Source organism: Corynebacterium sp. HMSC073D01 (assembly GCF_001815555.1).
Classification (GTDB): domain Bacteria; phylum Actinomycetota; class Actinomycetes; order Mycobacteriales; family Mycobacteriaceae; genus Corynebacterium; species Corynebacterium glucuronolyticum.
The window spans coordinates 1-17,559 of the sequence record NZ_KV821023.1; the positions used below are offsets into that span (position 1 = coordinate 1).

A 17,559-nucleotide genomic window follows, 5' to 3' on the forward strand; every position below is an offset into this window, starting at 1 on the left:
AATGACTCCTCCCAAAACGCCAGGTCGCCGATTGCGCCTAGGCATAAAACGGTACCTTTTGTCACCACGATAACTCACAAAGCAAATGCCCCGAGCCAAAGAGCCCGGGGCGCGAAGAGATAATGCCTAGACGGTGAACGTGCTCACATTCGAGTCATCGGTGACATCGTGGCTGACGTACACGGTGAACTCGCCGGAGGGAACCACGAAGTCGTTGGCGGCAACATCCCACACCGACAGCGGGTGGCTGGATGCTTCCGCGTCGATGGAAATTTCCACCTTCTCGCTCTGGCCAGCAGAAACGAAAACCTTTGCAAAGCCAACGAGGCGCTTCGCCGGCTGGCCCTCCGACGGAATGCCGAGGTAAACCTGGACAACATCCTTGCCGTCCACGGAGCCCGTGTTCGTCACGGTGGCGGAAACTGAAACGCCCGAGGCAGAGCCCGAGACCGAGACGTCGGAAAGCGAGAACGTGGTGTAGCTCAAGCCGTAACCGAATGGGAAGGTCGGCGTGATGTCCGGGGAGCGGTAGCCCATTTCGAGGCGCTCCGAGTAGGTCATCGTGTTGTAGCCTTCGCCGAGGTTGATGCCGGGGTAGCGCTCCTCGTGGCCGTGGCCGATCCAGTCCTCTTCCGTCTTCGGGTAGGTGGTGGGGACGCGGCCGGAGGGGTTGACCTTGCCAAACAGCAGGTCGCCGACGACGTGGCCGTCTTCCACACCCTGGTTCCACACCTCGAGGATGGTGGACGCATCGTCGGTCCACGGCATGACCATCGGGGCGGAGGACTTTAGAACAACAACCGTTTTCGAGTTCGCCGGCAGCAGTTTGGCGATCATCTCGTTCTGCTTGTGCGGCATCGTCATCGACGGCATGTCGGCGCCCTCGGTGGCGATGAGGCCAGCCATGACAATAACCACGTCAGCCGAGGAAGCAGCCGAGACGGCCTCATCCACGTTAGACAGGTCGCGTTCCACAATGAAGCTCGACACCGATGCGCTTCCGCCCAGCTCAGCCACAACATCCTTGAGGCCGGGCTCCGGGTCGACGGTGTACAGCGGGTCGACCTTGGAGGAGCCGCCGCCACCCTGGCAGGCGAACTCGGCGAACTTGGACTGGCCGACAATGAGGATCGTGCCCGCATCCGGCGACAGCGGCAGCACGCCCGCAGAGTTTTTCAAAAGCACAGCCATGTCCGCGCCGATCTTGCGCACGATCGCGCCATGGCCCTCCGCATCGATCTCAACCGGGTTGTACGGCTTGTCGAACTGGTTGAACCTAAACATCTGCGTGTAGCGGCGCACGAGCGCGCGGTCGATGAGCTCAATCTCCGTGGAGGTGTCCTCGAGCGCGGCCGTGATATTGTCCTCGTTGAACCACTTGGCGTCCGGCATCTCGTGGTCGAGGCCTGCGTTGAGCGAGGCAGCGCAGCTGCGCGTGGACCAGAAGTCACTCTGCACGTAGCCCTCGAAGTCCCAGTCACCGCGCAGGACGTCGTTCAGGAGGTAGCGGTTCTCGGTGGCGTAGTCGCCGCGGACGCGGTTGTACGCACTCATGATCGCGGCGACCTCGCCGTCCTTGACCACCATCTCGAACGGCAGCAGGTACAGCTCGCGCAGCGTCTGCTCGTCCACCTCAATGTTGGTGCGGAAGCGCTCGTATTCCTGGTCGTTCACCACGAAGTGCTTGGCCATGGCGATAATGTCGTGGTCCTGGATGGCCTTGGTCACCTCGACGCCCATGACGCCGGTGAGGTAGGGGTCCTCGGAGAAGTACTCGAAGTTGCGGCCGGCGGTGACGGTGCGGTGCAGGCACAGCCCCGGCCCCTCCAGCACGTGCTGGCCCAGGTCAGAGGTCTCCTGGCCGATAATGTCGCCGTATTGGTGGGCGAGCTCCGGGTCGAAGGAGGCTGCCACGCCGATGGTCATCGGCAGCGCGGTGGCGGGCGGGGAGGGCGTGCCGTCGCCCATACCCACGCCCACCGGGCCGTTGGTGATCCGGAAGCGGGGGATCCCCAGCTCCTCGATCTCCGGCACGTGCCTCTCGATCTGAATCTGGGCCGCGAGTTGCTCCATCGCGTCCTCGTCCTCGGGGTCGATTTCGTTGCTATAGCCGTAAATGTTGATCGTCTCCATGCCCCCGTGGAGCTGGGCGATCTTCTGCTCAAGTGTCATGCGCGACACAAGTTCCTCGGCGCGCTCGCGGGGTGTCTTCGTCATGTTTCCCACTCTAAATATTTTGCTTGTCGACGGCTTCTTGTTGCCGTTAGTTGCCTCCGTCACTCTCTGCTCGCCACATCTGCTATCCTCGGGTTTTCATCACATGTCGCGCACGCCAATATAGTGTGGCGGTAGAGGAGGTGATGGAATGCGACGCAGCGCTCTTGTCGCGGCGACCATTGTCATCGCCGCCCTTATCGTGGCAACTTTTGTCGCCACCCAGCCCGATCGCGAGCCACAGGACACCGCGCTACCACCATCAATTCCATCCAGCGTCGCTTCCTCGCCAACCCCCGAGCCACCTCGGCCACCCGCGGCTGAGCAGCAGCGCAGCGACGCTCATCCCGATACGGGTGCCTCCACCGATGGGCCCACCGAAGAGTACAGCTACGGGCGCGGCTACGTCGTGGAAGATCCCGACCCGACGGATGTTCCGGAGACCTTCGATGACCTTACCGCTGCCGACATCGCGCGGATCGCAACGGATAATGGTTTGCTCCTGCACCGCTACGAGGTGGGTTTTCTGGAGCAGAATCAGGCGATGATCCGCACCTACCCGGTGTATGAAACGGCAGGCTATGCCGACAATAACTGGTACACGTGGGATAACCCCACAGCCGGCATGACGATCCTTCTCCGCGACCCGCAAACCGGGGACAATACCGCCTGCACCCTGACCGGTTTTGCGCGCAACCCCGAAAGCGGCGACACGTACGGCATTACCGCTGGGCATTGCGCCGAAGAGAATCATACTGAGGTGTACTGGCAGCCCGCTGGTTCCCCGCAGCTGGTTAGGCTCGGCAGCATTACTGTCCGGCAGACGGCGGGGAAGCCGACCGCCGATTCGCCCTTCGGCTTCGACACCGATGTTGCGCTTTTCCTCATCAGCGCGGAGCCGTCCGCCGCAGTGAACCCGCTTATCGCCAACGTCTACCAGGCAACCTCTGTGCTTGCTCCCGAGGACCTCGTCCCTGGCCAGCAGGTATGCAAGATGGGTTACCGCACGGAAATAACGTGCGGCTCCGTCATCGCGGCCAATGATTCCTTTGTCCGCGTCAACCTCTACACCATGCCAGGCGATAGTGGTGGAGTGCTCTACGCCCCGCGTGACGACGGCACCGTCGCCATCATCGGTGCGCTATCCGGTTCGCCCACCTTCACCACTGGTGAGGCGCATGATTTCCTGGCGGATTTCTCCTTGCTGCAGCCGGTTCTCGCCGGGATGGAACTGCAATATGTGAATTAGTTTCGTTGGTCCGCGCAGAGGAGTGGTCTTGCCTACAATAAGGGGAGAAAGAAAGGGGTTCTCACCGGTGGCAGACAAAGGGCGTAAGAAGATCAGCACCGACGCGGTAAAGGCTTGGCTTGGCGACGGTTTCACCACGGCCCTGCAAAAACAGCAGCCCTTGGCATTAAAAACGGTTGAGCGTCTCCGCCGAGTTCACAAGAACGAGTCTCCTGAGCAGCTCCTAACGCGCCTTAATCGCTATTACGTCACCTCCGTAACCGCATCCGGCACCGGCGCGGGAGCGGCAGCTGTTGTCCCTAATGGGGCGGTGCAGCTTCCCGTCGCGATGGCCGATTTTGCCACTTTCCTGGAGCTTTCCATCCTGTATGTGCTTTCGACGGCGGAGATTTACGGTGTTGATGTCGAGGATCATGAACGTCGTCGGTTTCTCGTCCTTACTGCGTTGTTGGGAAATTCGGGCACATCGACGGTCACGCAGGCCCTTGGAAAAAAGACCGTTCCGTACTGGTCAAAGACCATAGTCAATTCGATTCCGATGGATGCAATTAAGGCTGCTAACAAGGTCTTGGGCCCCCGTTTCATCACAAAATATGGCACCAAACAGGGGCTTCTCGTCCTCGGTAAGCAGTTGCCTCTCGCGCTGGGGGCTGCAGTTGGAGCCGGCGGGAATGCCACCTTCGGCTACTTCGTAATTCGGTCAACGAAGAGACTGCTTGGTGATCCGCCTGTGACCTGGGGAGAAAAATAGATTTTGCTCGTTTCCGTTGTAAGCGACGTGAACGTATCAGGAGAAAGTTGTTTCTTTACTTGCCCCGGCAAAGGCGAGTTTTCCAACAACTCATGCGAGAATTGTTTGTAGTGGTATCGCCGTAATTTGTTGGATATGTCCAGTTCACATCGAAATTCTGTGAAAAGCGCCACCCCTTCACATCTAGAGTTTTCTAAAAACTCCTGCCAAAGTTGTTTGAAACAACTCTCCGCCAGGCGTTCGATTTGACCAGGTCAGGCTGTGTCCTGCAGAAACGAATGTGGCTACCGCACCTCGAGTTTTTAATAAACTCGCGCCGGAGTTGTTTGAAACAACTCCGCAGGGAGTTTTCTAATTACCCCTGCAGCCTCTTCGTCAGCCGCTCCACCACGAGCGCGACGCCGTCCTCCTCGTTGGCGGCGGTGGCCAGCGTTGCCTTTTCCACGGCCTCGGGGACGGCATTGCCCATGGCAACGGAGGTCCCTACGAGCTCGAAAAGCTCAATGTCGTTGGGCATATCGCCGAAGGCGAGGACGTTCTTGCGGTTGATGCCCTTCTCCTCGAGGATGCGGGCGACGCCGGTTGCCTTGCTCACGCCAGGCACGGAAATCTCGGCGAAGCCGCCCTCGGCCGACCACGTCACGGTGGCGCGGTCGCCCACGCGCCCGGCGATGTCGGCGCACAGCTCCGCGGAGGTGAACTGGTCGTCGGAGACGAGGCACTTCACCTTCCCAGACCAGGCGATCGCCGCGTCGTCGCTCACGGCGCGCACGCAGGAATCGATGAATTGGATGTCGGCGTCGTCGAATTCCGCCTGGTAGAGTACGGTATCGGTGGCGGAATCCCACACCATTGCGCCGTTGGCCAGCACGCACAGGGGCTTAAACGGCAGCTGGTTCACGACCTCGTCGATCTTGTCGCGCGGGCGCCCGGTCGCCAGAATAACCGGCACGGGCGCAGCGTCCAGCGCCGCCGCGGTCCGCTCAGAAACGGTGTGATCGCTCCGCAGGATGGTGCCGTCGACGTCGCAGGAAATGAGCTCAATCGTCTTGGGCAGCACAAAAGGAAGCTTGGAGTAGACCTGCTTGGCCTGCAAGGCGAGCGCAACCAGGGAGTCGTCGGAAAGCTTCATGGAACCGTTTTCCCAGGCCTCGCGGATCTCCGCGCGGGCGGCGGCGATCTTGTCCTGTCCCTCGCTCAGGCCCTCGGACACGTCTCCGAGGAGTTTGTCCAGGTGAGCCTTCGCTTTCCGGAGGTTCTCCTCCGATGCTGCTTCGCCGTACAGCTCTTTGGTCTTTGTGCTTATCGACGCACTAAGGTCCTTCAAATCATCCCGTAGCGTGCGCACGCGAGACCTTTCCTCCTCGACCCTCTGGTAATCGGCCTCCGCTACCTCCAGCGTCGGTGCGGTTCCACCGAACCGGGCGGGCACCCAGTACTCGTGGGGCAGTGGCCCCTCCTTCTCCTCGTACTCGGCGATGACCTGGTTCAAGCCTTCCTGCATCTGGGTGCGCAGCTTCTCCTTGTCGGCCTGCACCTCCTCCGGTGTCGTCGCCGTCGACTGCCAGCCCGGCAGCACCCGGATGTGGATCGGCGTGTGACTGCGGCCGAGGTTGGCCTTGTGCCCCTTCGTCAGCACCCGCTGCGAGCCGAACATGATGACGGGGATGATCGGCGTGCCGGACTCCACCGACATCCGCACCGCCCCCGACCGAATCGATTTAATCTCAAAACTTTGCGATACCGTCGATTCCGGGAAGATCCCCACGAGCTCCCCGCGCTTCAGCGCATCGACGGCCGCCTCCAGCGAGGTGTGCCCATCGATCCTGTCCACGGGGATGTGCTTCATCGCGTGCAGAATTCCGCCCACGAACGGATTTTTAAAAGCCTCCGCCTTCGCCATGTACCGCACGTACCGCTTGTGCAGGCGAAACGGAATGCCTGCGTACATAAAGTCCAGGTAGCCGGTGTGGTTCACGGCGATGACCGCGCCGCCATCCTTGGGCACGTTCTCCCAGCCGCTGACCGTGAACTTCAGACCCTGGGCCTTGAACAGTGCGCGCGCGAGACCGATGACGGTGTGGTAAAAAGGCTCTCCCATAAATAAGCATCGTATCCTACGGGCGCCACATCCACCCCGTCGTCTCCCGCATAGTGGGCATACGGATCAGTTCCGCACTACGGAAAATGCTGAGCGGGGGTAACCGTTGCGGTTCGTCGGTAATGGAAGAGGTGGTGTTCCGTTTCGGAGTTAGCTTTTCGACGCCCGCCTGATCTGCTCGTTCCCTGATGGGCATCGTGGGGCGGGTGCGACCTTGACCACATTCAAGATGGAACACGACCGCCCCGCGGGCCGCAGGTGCTCGGCCTGAGCGGGAAAAAACTGGGCGCCGTCCTCAGCGGTTGGTTCTTCGTCGTCTTCGACGGCTATGACCTTATCGTCTATGGAACGGTGCAAACCGCCCTTGCGCACGAGTGGGGGCTGACGCAATCCGCGCTCGGCTCAATCGGGTCGATGGGCTTCATCGGCATGGTGGTGGGGGCCGTCCTCATCGGCCGCATATCCGATCGGGTGGGGCGCAAAGCTGCTGTTATCGGCTCCGTCACGACGCTGTCTGTGTTCACGATGCTGTGCGCATTCGCCCCCAGCCCCTGGGCGTTTGCCACTATGCGCCTGCTGGCCGCCATCGGTTTGGGGGGACTCCTCCCCAGCGTGAACGCAATGATTGCCGACCTCGTGCCGGCACGCTACGTATCTGCCTGGGCAACACTCATGATGTCCGGAGTACCACTGGGTGGTTCGACCGCCGCCATCATCGCCCGCTGGGTCGTGCCCTTCGACCCGGATTGGGGATGGCGCTGCACGTTCCTCATCGCCCTGGCGGGGATCATCATCGGCTTGCCAGTTGCCATTGCCGTCATCCCCGCCGACAGTAAGAAATCGAGGGAAACCCAGCGCGAGGCTCGATTCTTCGACCTCCTCAACCCCACCTATCGCGCCGTCACGATCTGGTTCTTGATCGCCACCTTTGGCACCCTGCTGGCCTGGTACGGGCTGGGCACCTGGTTGCCACGTCTCATGCAGACAGCCGGTTACGATTTCGGTGCTGCTTTGCTGTTTACCCTCGCCCTGAACCTAGGGGCAGTCCTCGGATCGATTCTCACCGCCTGCGCAGGTGTGCGCTATGGGCCGGTGAAAGCGGGATCCTTCGCTGCACTCCTGGCGGGTGTGTCGCTGCTTATGCTGTTAATTTCCCCTCAATCAGTGCGGTCTACGTGATCCTCGTCTTGGCGGGCATCGGCACGCACGGCACCCAGATTCTCGTCATTGCGGCGGTTGCAGATTTCTACCCGTCCGCCTTACAGGGCACCGCCCTAGGCTGGGCCCTCGGCTTCGGGCGAATCGGTGCGGTTGTCGCGCCCACGTTCGCCGGTGTGCTCTTGGATTAGAACCTCGGGGTTCGCTCCAATTACCTGCTATTCGGCATCTCCGCCCTGCTCAGCAGCCTTTCCTTGACCGTGCTCGCGCGCAAGCAGCAGGACCTGCGAGTAACCATCGTGCACGATGTTGCCCCCTAGAAAAGTGGGGCCCACAAAGCGTTGGCGCATGCGTTTGTGGGTGGCCTGAGGTGCACGTGGTTGCCCTCCCGCGGCAGCTCAACCGGCGCGGGGTGGCGCACTACGTTCCCGCCACGTTTTTGTGTGGCAAATGCTCGTGGCATGTTTCATGGAGTTGCCACCCGCTGTTTGCCATGTGGTCAGGCAGAGATGCCACAATCCGGCTTTATCCCGATAGTGACAGTCTCTCCTATGGATCCTTCTCTGCTCTTGCCGGTGGGGGTAAGGACCCGTTGGAAGAGGATTGGGATTGGCTGCAATGCGTCGGGTTCTGGTGTGGGGAATAATCTCGTTTTCGCCGGTGATGATGCACGCGGAGAGCACTCACACGAGCATCCACCACCACCTGTGATACAAAGGAACCCAATAAGATGGATTCTGCTGCAGCAGTGGTTGTCACGGTCTTCCCATTTGGGGTCTATAGATCGGTGCTAACAGAAAAAAGTACGGTCGGGGCATTACTTCGAAGGCGGCAATGAAGGAGGTTGGCATGTGGCGGTGGATCTGGCTCATTGGCTGGTCAGTGGTCATCGTTGTCATTGGATGGCAGGTGATCGTTGAGGCTGAGCACTACGCGTTCGTGAAGGGGGCTGTTGTCGCGGTCGTCTTCGCTTTTTATGCGGTCACACTGGCCCGCTGGCTCCCCAGACGGCAGGAAACGGCGGCCCTGTTTAGGGGCACATTCACCCCGTTTGCCTGCTCCTATGTGCTGCTCGCCGTGACCGGCGGGGGCTGGGTGGGACTCGCCTTATCGGTGTTTCTCTGCCTGGTTATCTACGGTGCCTTTGTTGCCGACGGCCGGTTCCAGAACTGGTTAACGGAAAACGAGAGGTAATCGTATGTGGCGGTGGATTTGGCTCATTGGCTGGTCTGTTCTCATCGTGGGGTCTGGCTACCAAGTGATCGTTGGCGCTGAACGCTTCGTATGGCTGCAATGGGGGCTCGTGGCTTGCGCCTTTGTCCTGTACAGCTGGACGCTGCGGGTCTGGCTGTCAAAACGACAGGACACAGCGGCGCTTTATAAAGGCACGTTCGCGCCCTTCGCCGTGGCGTACCTCGTGCCACCGATCATTTATCTTCCCTGGTGGCAGTGGGCCCTCACGCTTTTCGTCGTCTTCTGCATCTACGATGCCTTCGTTGCCGACGGCCGGTTCCAAGACTGGCTCAAGCAACACGACCCGGCATCGTCATAGCGATCCTTTGAGCCGCAACCGAAAGGCCGCCCCACCGACGTGAGTGGGCGGCCCCCTTTTTATGCCCGCTACCAAATCCTGGTACCTTCTGTTCACGGTCACGCGCAAAACGCAAAAAATCCGCCGCAGCCACACAGGGTGGCTGCGGCGGTCACAAGGAGGGTATTCAGCAAGCTGAATATGAAGCCAAGCACGCTGGGTACGTCCCCAGCACGCTGGGGACGCTTTAGTTGTTGTGCACCTGCGTCTGGTCGGTGGCCGGATCGTAGGTGATGGAGCCGTGTTCGAAGTCGACGCGGATGAGGTTGCCGTCCGGGTGCTCCTGGTTCACGGGGAGGCCGAGGGCACCGGCATCGAAGCCCTGGGCGGCCCAGGCGTCGCCGATCTTGCCCCACAGCGCCTGCGTTCCGGTGCGCGGGTTGTCCAGGATGATGCCGTTCTGGAACGTCTGGAACGCCGTGTCCGTACCGGCGGCGTAGGCGACGACACCGGTGGCGGCGCCGAGAACCTTACCCATGACGGAGGACAGGTTGCGGATGGCGTTGGCCCGCTCCGGGTTGGAGCCACTGGAAAGGTTGGCCACCTTATCGCCCAGTGCAGGGATGTCCTTCAACGTCAGACCGGGCAGGAGCTGTTTGCTGGAGAGGTTCTTCAGCTCCTGGGGGAGCATGCCGTTCTTGGCAAGGAACGTGATGACGAGCGCGAGGATGGTGCCCACCGCGCCGATGGCGATGATCGCCTTGCTCGTGTCCGTGGTGGCGTTATTGCCGCTGGACAGGTTGCTCAGCGCCTTGACAGCGTCGATGGCTTCACCGAGCTGGCCACCGCTTCCGGTGGCGCCGGTGCCGGTGCCACCCGGCTCTGCGGGCAGCGGGCTGGAGTTGCTGCTGCCACCGAGGTAGTCGTAGTTCCGCTTGGCGATCCTGCGGATCTCATCCATCCGCGCATATCCGGCATCGCCGGGGCACGTGGTGTTGCCCACGTCGCGGTGCGCGAAGATGTTGGGCAGGCGCACGGACTGACCCATCGGGTACTTGGTGTAGCTCGTGCCCTCAGAGGTGTGAGTGTCGTAGCCGGTGGGATCGAAACCGGCGACGGCGGCGCGCCAGCCAGCGAGCTGCCCGACGGCGTCGATGGTGTCCTGTGTGGGGTTCACAGAGGTGTAGTTACCCATCATGGAAATGCCCCAGGTGTTCTGGTTGAAGCCACCTGCGTGGGCGCCCTGTACGGCCTTGGTGAAGCCGCCCTTGCGGCCTTCGTAAATGTTGCCGTACTTATCCACCAGCGCGTTGTATCCGATATCGCACCAGCCGAGCGTGTTGGCATGGTAGTTCCAGATACCGCGGACGATGCCGGCGGCCTGGCCTGGGGTGTAGTTATTGGAGCCTGCCGTGTGGTGGATGACGATGGCGGAAACCTTGTCGTCGTAGGTGACGTTGCAGCCCTTGTCGCCTGCGCCCCAACCACTGCGGCTGATCACCTTCGGGATGCCGGTCTGGGCTGCCGCCAAGTCGATGGTGGACTGGTCGCCGGTGAGCCCCTCGCCACCGTCGATGAAGTGGACCTCCATGGTGTTCATGGTGTCCGGGTTGTTGAAGTCCACGTTGTTCATGGACACCTGCACCGCACGGGTGGGTTCCACGTAGATGGGTTCGGTGCCGTTGAGGCTGGTCGTGGGCACGTCGAGCGGGTCGGCGTCGAACCACTCGCTCCAGGAGCCGTCGGGCCGCTGGGAGCGGAAGAAGACACCGAAGGTATGGTCGCCCTGCCAGGTGAGGGCGAACATGGAGAATTCCTTGTCGCTATGGAATTCCTTGACGGTCTTATCGCCTGCCTCGCCCTGAGACGCGATGGCGGCATCGGGGACAGTCACGGACTGGCCCGCGGCCAGCGGTTGCGCGTCGCTTGTGACCTCAGTGGATCCCGCGGTTCGGGTGACGTCGAGGACACGTGGCATCGCGACGAGCATCGCTGCCACCATTGCTATGGCGACGACGAGCGCGATGATGGGCACGCGCCGCGTCGGGTTGAGTGTTCTTCTCTGTATTTGCACTGGAACTCCTTGTGATTTTGAAAAGCGCTGAGACTAAAGATACCAGTGTTGCAAATGTTACTAGAGTGACACGCCGATGCAAGAGGACCGGTTTTTCCTATGTCAGGTAGCCCTAGGTGGTAGCTGGACGGCATATGGGATCGAAAAACAGGCAACGGATGTCGAATTTGCCGAGCCCCGTCCGATCATGCTGTACCCGCTCACGAAAAGTCTAGATTTGTCGCGGAGGTGTAGCGTAACTGGCATGATGGGCCACTACGTACCGTTGCAAGTGGAGAGCCACTCATCGGCTTCTGCCTTTACTTGAGTGGACAAGCGGTGCTTATTGTTTTTCAGCTTGTAATGTGCTCCGCGTGCGCTCGTCAGGAAAATGGATCTCACAACGCGAAGAGCACTGTCTTGGTTTTCGAGGATCTCCTCAGGCATACACCACGGGCCGCCATGTATTTCAGGCGAATCGATGTTGAAGATTTTCGAGGGGGTAGCAAAAACGTGTCCAATTATTGTTCTCGGATTTGCTCAATGGGATCGCCTTCCAAGAAGAGGGTGTCAACCTTCTGGTGGGAATCGTAGCCCGTTGTCCATAGAACTTCCGGCGGAATTTGCCATGGGCCAACATGCTTTTGAGGGGACAGCATATTGAAACTCACCACATATTGCCCGGCAGTGACGTCGCGCTCCTGGTAGAAAACCACATTTACCAACTCATGATCGTTGGTAATGGAAATCGTGGGACCTCCGACTAAGGAGCTAAGCGATGTTATTTCAACGTCCTTCACCGAACAGTCTTGTGAGGGGTAGGGGAAGGAAACTAAGAGATGAGAACTAGTGAGAACAGATATTCTTCCTCCGAAGGAGGAATGAAAATCGATGGAATCCGTGTCCAATTCCGACAATTCTGATACGAATTGCTGGTCCGACACAATCCAGTTTTCGGCTTCCTTGCTCAATAAGGTGCATTGTGGGATGCCGTCGTAAAAACCGAAGACGAATGCAGACTGTCCATCATCACGAAATTCAACAAACTCTACATTCGACTCAATAGACACGCAGGATGTTTCCTCATGGATACCAATCTTTATGTGCTGGATGCAGACCTCACCGTCTGAGTCGCCTACCCCTTTGGTTGCTACTAAAGCTGTTCCATGGTCTGTCACAAATTTTCCCACAATTAATGACGTGACTGGGCCTGCTCTGGTCGGGGTGCTGGTCCATTCACCGTTCTCTGTGGTGAGAAAGATCCCCGAGTTTCCGTCGCTCGAACTGATGATGGTAGACGTACCACTTCTAGATACAGTTATGTCCTCAACGGTTATCGGAAGAGTTTTTCCAGGAAATATGGTTATTGGAGATTCGCCAGTGGGGGTGTAAGCCAATAGCGTAGAGCCGTCAAGGAAAAGAAAAGTGTCATCTCTTTGCTTTGCAAAAACCGGCGAAAAGGGAAAGCTCTTGAGGCGAACGTCATATTCACCGTTTACCGGTTTACGGAACCAAATCATCTTCGCATCTGACGTTGAAATCGGTGAGGCGGTTCCGGTAATTGCAACGTTTTCCGGGGCTGAAGGTCCGCTGCTAACCCGAGGATCTTTCGGAGGGAAAAGCGGGTTGGCTGTTACAACGAAGAGAACCGCTGAGAGAGTTGCTAGCGCGAATCTGGTCCAGGTTGACTTTTTCACTACCGCTCCACTGAAGTTCTGCCAAATGCCGCAGCCCCACCTGTAGAAGAATCGAGGGACGAAAACACCGCAAAAATCGAAAAACAAATCTTGCCCAGGCGCATCTTTATCGATATCTCCGAAAAGTGAAAACAATGAGGTTAGAACCAGGTGTAAAACACAAAAGGTGCGCAACGCACTACAAGACAAGGTATTTTATATATGAAAAGCATCACATCGAGACTGAGGGCAGTGCCAACCGGTTGAAAGTCCGAACAATCTATTAAGAATATAAATTAACCACCTGTTCACACGTGTAAATACAAAAAGGAATTCACTATGAACATCATCACCCAAGATCTCCTCAGCAAAATCGCTACCGTTATCGCCGTCCTCTCGGCGCTGGGCGGCATCGTCGCCGGCATCATCGCGGCCACCCCGCTCAACCAGGAGCTCGGCACGTCGAGTAGCATCCGCGAAGGCTTCGACGGCACGGACACGGCCCCCGCAACCACCCTCAAAGACGAAACCCCGCTGCGTTGGGGCGCCTGGCAAAAGGCCAACGACGAGGGCACGAGGCTCCGCATCTTCTTCAACGGCGATACCCCCACCTGCCACGGCTGGCGCGCGTCCACGTCGGAGACGCCAGTCTCCGTCACTGTGAAGCTCACTCAGGGTACGCTTGTCGACGCTCCTGTGGACTGCACTGCGGAAGGTTTCCGTGGGTCTCTCGTGGTCAACCTGGACAAACCGCTCGGCAACCGTCTCGTCCTGCAGTAGGTTAAGCTTAAGCCCATGACTTATGACTTGATCGTTGTTGGTGCTGGGCTCTTTGGTCTCACGGTGGCGGAGCGTGTTGCAACGCTCCACGGCAAGAAGGTGCTCATTGTTGAGCGTCGTGACCATATCGGTGGTAACTGTTATTCGGAGCGCGACCCGGAGACGGGTATTGAGGTGCATAAGTATGGTGCGCACCTATTCCACACCTCCAATGAGCGGGTGTGGGAATACGTCAACCAGTTCACCGATTTTACCGGCTACCAGCACCGCGTCTTCGCTATGCACAACGGTCAGGCCTACCAGTTCCCTATGGGCTTGGGGCTGATTTCCCAGTTCTTTGGCAAGTACTACTCGCCGGAGGAGGCCAAGAAGCTCATCGCCGAGCAGGCCAGCGAGATCGATACGGACGAGGCCACCAACCTGGAAGAAAAGGCCATCAGCCTCATCGGTCGCCCGTTGTATGAGGCGTTCATCAAGAATTACACCGCCAAGCAGTGGCAGACCGACCCGAAGAAGCTGCCTGCCTCCAACATCACGCGCCTGCCGGTGCGCTACACCTTCGACAATCGTTATTTCAACGACACCTACGAGGGTCTCCCCGTTAACGGCTACACCGCGTGGCTGGAAAAGATGATCGACAACGACCTTATCGACGTCCAGCTCTCCACCGATTGGTTCGAGGTCCGTGACCAGTATGAAGGCATCCCGGTTGTCTACACCGGCCCGGTCGACCGCTACTTTGATTACTCCGCCGGTCGCCTCGGGTGGCGCACCCTCGACTTCGAGTGGGAAACGCTGGATGTGAAGGATTTCCAGGGCACCCCGGTGATGAACTACAACGATGCGGATGTGCCGTACACCCGCATCCTGGAGTTCCGTCATTTCCACCCGGAACGCAATTACGAATCCGACAAGACCGTGATTGTGAAGGAGTACTCCCGCGCCGCCGAAGAAGGCGACGAGGTGTACTACCCGATCAACACCCCCGAGGATCGCGAGAAGGTGCAGAAGTACCGCGAGCTCGTCGATAAAGAAGAAAACGTCTTCTTCGGCGGCCGCCTGGGCACGTACCACTACCTCGACATGCACATGGCTATCGCCAGCGCCCTCACGATGGTCGACAACAAGATCCCCGAGCTCCTCGGCCTCTAAAAGAAAACAAAAACTCGGACTTCGTTTCGATACAACCCTGTATCGCGCCCGGTGGTCACATCTGCTACCCAAACGAAGTCCGAGTTTTTTCACATCCTCCGGAACTGGCACGCGTGCGTGCACCCGCCGTTTCTTAGAGGTTTGCACATACCTCCGTACAAAAACTTAACCGTCTGTTGCTGCAAGAGTGCGAAAAGCCCAGGCGGTCAAAACTGCTATCCGATAGAGCGTGCAGTTTTTGTCCGCCCCACCGACCCAAGCCCCAAACGTTCACCGCCCGCGCACCCCGATTTAGGTCCCCACGTCACCTGTCCACAACTCGCCATGTGCGGAAGCACCAGGCTGTCACCTCTGCTACCTCAACGAAGTTCGAGCTTTTCACGCACGAATTATGCGCAACGGCGTTGCCAGAGAGCAATCTATCGGAGGTCAGTCCAGTTGATTAGCTTTTGGCTTGCGTACTGGCGTCTTTCTTCGTAAGAAAGGTCGGTGCGGGTAACGAGGTCTTCTACCAGACGAGAACCTGCCTCTGGAGATGGCGGTCGGACATTAATACTGAAGAACCTCAGGTAAACCAATGAAATGAGTAGCGCTGTTCTTTTGTTGCCATCTTGGAAATGATGACCCGTCGCAATATTGATCAATAGTGCTGAGGCGACATCGTACACGGAAGCGAACCGAGGGTGGCCTCCAAAGCTCTGAAATGGTGCTGCAATCGCAGACTCAAGACCTTCAGTGCTGACTGAAAAACCGGAATACTCGTGCTTTTTGCCATTCGGTTTGGTGAGGTCACCACATTGCGCGTTGAGGTTACATGCTAATTCAACGAGGAGCTTGATAAAGCTATCCTCGTTGAATTGTGGATCTGGAAGCAACTGGGCCACAGGTTAACGGGTTGCAAGTAAAGCGAGAGAGTCTTTCCACGTTTCCTTTACCTGGTCAGCGAGAGATAGGCCTTCCTCTAGCGTGACGTGCTCTGGAAACAAATTCTCTCTCGGAGCTACTGGGTTTTCTTCCGAAGATCGCAGATATTCAATAAACTCCCTGCGGATTGTCGCAGTATGGAGTACGTCGCTACTACGGGATTCATTGGGTAGCCCCCCACGGGCTTCGCGCCAAGCGAGCCCATGACTCTCGAAGGACAGCTGGAAAGACCTGCTCTTGCCGTAAAAGTCGACAATGCTCTCAATCGTTCGCTTTTCCGCAACGGTGAGCTCACTAGAGTCGCCTCTGGGGACGAATGGGATGGTGTTGCCGTTCGCGATCGGATCGGTACAGTTCCTCAGCTCAACAGGTACGGACCCGTAAGTCCAGGCCTGGAAATCTTCCGGGAAGAGTCGCCGACCGGTCCATGCAAGATTCCAGCCTTGAGCAAAGTAACAAAGCTTGTAAAGTTTCATCTTGTCCACGTTCGGGACAAGCTCTGTTATGTATTGTCCAGCGTCAAGCACAGTAGCCATGGGGCGCTCCTTCCTATTTCTTGTAGTCTTCGTAGCAGGTAACGCCTAGTGTAGCTGTCTCATGACCCCGCTACATCCACCGAATTACCTAGTCGATGGCGGAAAGCCACAAATCCTAGTGCAGCGACTCGAATGTCTGCAGTTCGCAGAAGGAATAGCAGGGGTGCCAGTCGAAATCCCACACGGCGGGCAGCCGGCGCTTGTCCAGGTTCTTGATGCTCATGAGCTGGTCGGTAAACGGAATGTACTCGGTGTAGAGGTCGCAGAGGGCGTGGATGAAGTTGGGATCTGCGGGAGCCAGGTTCTGTGCGCCTTCGATAAGCAGCGTAAGTGCGTTGTCGCGGGTGGCGGAGCGGGTGTGCCGCATGTCGCGGGAGAGCCAGGTCAGCTCGTTTTCGCGGGCGTTCGGGTCGCCGTTTTCCAGCGCGTAGAGGTATTCGATGTTGCTGCAGGCCGTCTGGAAGCCTTCCACGTTGTTGCGCATGACCGATACGCCCTGTTCCATGGTGTCGCGGTTCTCCGTCTTGCCCAGTTCCTTGGGGTCAGGAAGCGCGCCGACAAGCGAGGCGATCTCCTTCATTTCCTTGGAGATGGAGTCCCACTGCTTGTGCAGCTGTGTAGAGGCGAGCGGGGAGCGGAGCGCCTCCGCCTGCAGGTCAACCTGCTTGAATCCGAGTGCGATGGAGGGCACGTTCTTTTTCAGCCAGCGGATATCGGCGGCGGTGGAGTGCTGTCGGTTCCGCAAAAGCCGGGTGACACCCCACAGTGTGGCGATGACACACATGGCGATGAACCAGCCCATGGAGATCTTCAGCCACATGGGGACGTGATCCTTCGCGGCCTCCGGGTCGGCGGCGACCCGGGCAGCGTCGAGAAGCGCACGATCGTAGCGGTTCTGGGAGGTGTGGACGTCCATTGCCGAGCGAGCACCGGCGAGGTGTGAGGAATCGTTGAGGCCGAGGGCCTCACAGACCTCGGGTGAGCAGTAGATACCCTTCGACTTGGGGTTCACGCCGATGGCGATGATGAGGGTGCCGGGAGCAAATTGCTTGCCGTCCTCGCTGAGCAGTTCCGCGGGGTAGGTGGTGGCGATGGTGCGCGACAGGTCGGACTCGTTGTCCATGAACACCACGTAGGCCAGGCGTTTGACCTCTTCGGGGAACTGGATGTCGTAGGTGAGCTGGGTGATGACCCATTCCTGGTTGTAGGGGATGAGGTCGTAGTCGTCGTAGATCTCCACCGGCCCGTTCAACGGTCCGTCGAGCGCGAGCGAGATGGACCCGTCGAGCGCGAGCGGGGTGGACTCCTCGACCGCATAGGCTGTGGGGCCGCTGAGCGCAAGGGCAGCGGTAGCCAGGGCGGCGAGAAGCTTCATAATGGTTAATGGTAACCCATCGGCGCGGAAACTCCATAGCATTTGGGCGGGGCACTAGG

13 protein-coding genes and 1 pseudogene are annotated in these 17,559 nt (G+C 58.7%); 7 read left to right on the top strand and 7 right to left on the bottom strand.

The genetic code is table 11. The annotated features are described in order from the left end of the window. Positions 1-126 precede the first annotated feature (126 nt). Positions 127-2,280 (bottom strand): beta-glucosidase family protein, encoded by a 2,154-nt coding sequence (locus tag HMPREF3044_RS01905; RefSeq protein ID WP_070739046.1) that lies wholly within the window; start codon positions 2,278-2,280, stop codon positions 127-129. An 85-nt stretch (positions 2,281-2,365) separates the two neighbouring features. Here HMPREF3044_RS01905 and HMPREF3044_RS01910 point away from each other — a divergent pair, with 85 nt between their 5' ends. After that, a complete protein-coding gene (locus tag HMPREF3044_RS01910; protein ID WP_070739047.1) occupies positions 2,366-3,463 on the top strand; it encodes a chymotrypsin family serine protease in 1,098 nt (365 codons plus the stop codon). Positions 3,464-3,530: 67 nt separating this feature from the next. Then, positions 3,531-4,214: a hypothetical protein gene (locus tag HMPREF3044_RS01915; RefSeq protein WP_070739048.1), complete on the top strand. Its 684-nt coding sequence runs from the start codon at positions 3,531-3,533 to the stop codon at positions 4,212-4,214. 355 nt (positions 4,215-4,569) lie between these two features. Here HMPREF3044_RS01915 and HMPREF3044_RS01920 read toward each other — a convergent pair whose 3' ends face one another. Continuing rightward, positions 4,570-6,315: an HAD hydrolase family protein gene (locus HMPREF3044_RS01920; RefSeq protein ID WP_070739049.1), complete on the bottom strand. Its 1,746-nt coding sequence runs from the start codon at positions 6,313-6,315 to the stop codon at positions 4,570-4,572. A gap of 222 nt (positions 6,316-6,537) precedes the next feature. Between HMPREF3044_RS01920 and HMPREF3044_RS01925 the strand changes: the two are divergent. From HMPREF3044_RS01925 to HMPREF3044_RS01935, 3 genes and pseudogenes are all read left to right on the top strand, one after another. Further along, positions 6,538-7,793: pseudogene (locus tag HMPREF3044_RS01925) on the top strand (MFS transporter). A gap of 529 nt (positions 7,794-8,322) precedes the next feature. Further along, positions 8,323-8,667 (top strand): hypothetical protein, encoded by a 345-nt coding sequence (locus tag HMPREF3044_RS01930; RefSeq protein WP_246820844.1) that lies wholly within the window; start codon positions 8,323-8,325, stop codon positions 8,665-8,667. A gap of 4 nt (positions 8,668-8,671) precedes the next feature. Further along, positions 8,672-9,025: a hypothetical protein gene (locus HMPREF3044_RS01935; protein ID WP_070739051.1), complete on the top strand. Its 354-nt coding sequence runs from the start codon at positions 8,672-8,674 to the stop codon at positions 9,023-9,025. A 226-nt stretch (positions 9,026-9,251) separates the two neighbouring features. Here HMPREF3044_RS01935 and HMPREF3044_RS01940 read toward each other — a convergent pair whose 3' ends face one another. Further along, on the bottom strand, positions 9,252-11,078 hold the full coding sequence (locus HMPREF3044_RS01940) for an N-acetylmuramoyl-L-alanine amidase (RefSeq protein ID WP_070739052.1): 1,827 nt from the start codon (positions 11,076-11,078) through the stop codon (positions 9,252-9,254). A 500-nt stretch (positions 11,079-11,578) separates the two neighbouring features. Further along, positions 11,579-12,754, bottom strand: coding sequence for a hypothetical protein (locus HMPREF3044_RS12840; RefSeq protein WP_141759622.1), 1,176 nt, complete (start codon positions 12,752-12,754; stop codon positions 11,579-11,581). A 318-nt stretch (positions 12,755-13,072) separates the two neighbouring features. On the opposite strand from HMPREF3044_RS12840, the gene HMPREF3044_RS01960 reads away from it, so the two are divergent. Both HMPREF3044_RS01960 and glf read left to right on the top strand, forming a co-directional pair. Then, positions 13,073-13,513: a hypothetical protein gene (locus HMPREF3044_RS01960; protein WP_070739059.1), complete on the top strand. Its 441-nt coding sequence runs from the start codon at positions 13,073-13,075 to the stop codon at positions 13,511-13,513. 15 nt (positions 13,514-13,528) lie between these two features. Then, entirely contained in the window at positions 13,529-14,665 is a 1,137-nt protein-coding gene (gene glf, locus HMPREF3044_RS01965) for a UDP-galactopyranose mutase (protein WP_070739061.1), read from the top strand. Positions 14,666-15,084: 419 nt separating this feature from the next. Here the strand turns inward: glf and HMPREF3044_RS01970 are convergent, their stop codons facing one another. From HMPREF3044_RS01970 to HMPREF3044_RS01980, 3 genes are all read right to left on the bottom strand, one after another. Then, the gene (locus HMPREF3044_RS01970) at positions 15,085-15,549 is read right to left on the bottom strand and encodes a Fic family protein (RefSeq protein ID WP_070739063.1); all 465 of its coding nucleotides are present in this window, start codon (positions 15,547-15,549) and stop codon (positions 15,085-15,087) included. 3 nt (positions 15,550-15,552) lie between these two features. Then, the gene (locus HMPREF3044_RS01975; RefSeq protein ID WP_070739065.1) at positions 15,553-16,125 is read right to left on the bottom strand and encodes a Panacea domain-containing protein; all 573 of its coding nucleotides are present in this window, start codon (positions 16,123-16,125) and stop codon (positions 15,553-15,555) included. A 115-nt stretch (positions 16,126-16,240) separates the two neighbouring features. Beyond that, entirely contained in the window at positions 16,241-17,500 is a 1,260-nt protein-coding gene (locus tag HMPREF3044_RS01980) for a hypothetical protein (RefSeq protein ID WP_070739067.1), read from the bottom strand. Between the last annotated feature and the right edge of the window lie 59 nt (positions 17,501-17,559).

Bases quoted from the DNA above. Each gene is read 5' to 3' on its own strand.
- HMPREF3044_RS01910 (WP_070739047.1), top strand. From the start codon at position 2,366: ATGCGACGCAGCGCTCTTGTCGCGGCGACCATTGTCATCGCCGCCCTT.
- HMPREF3044_RS01920 (WP_070739049.1), bottom strand. From the start codon at position 6,315: ATGGGAGAGCCTTTTTACCACACCGTCATCGGTCTCGCGCGCGCACTG.
- HMPREF3044_RS01930 (WP_246820844.1), top strand. From the start codon at position 8,323: ATGTGGCGGTGGATCTGGCTCATTGGCTGGTCAGTGGTCATCGTTGTC.
- HMPREF3044_RS01935 (WP_070739051.1), top strand. From the start codon at position 8,672: ATGTGGCGGTGGATTTGGCTCATTGGCTGGTCTGTTCTCATCGTGGGG.
- HMPREF3044_RS01960 (WP_070739059.1), top strand. From the start codon at position 13,073: ATGAACATCATCACCCAAGATCTCCTCAGCAAAATCGCTACCGTTATC.
- glf (WP_070739061.1), top strand. From the start codon at position 13,529: ATGACTTATGACTTGATCGTTGTTGGTGCTGGGCTCTTTGGTCTCACG.
- HMPREF3044_RS01975 (WP_070739065.1), bottom strand. From the start codon at position 16,125: ATGGCTACTGTGCTTGACGCTGGACAATACATAACAGAGCTTGTCCCG.
- HMPREF3044_RS01980 (WP_070739067.1), bottom strand. From the start codon at position 17,500: ATGAAGCTTCTCGCCGCCCTGGCTACCGCTGCCCTTGCGCTCAGCGGC.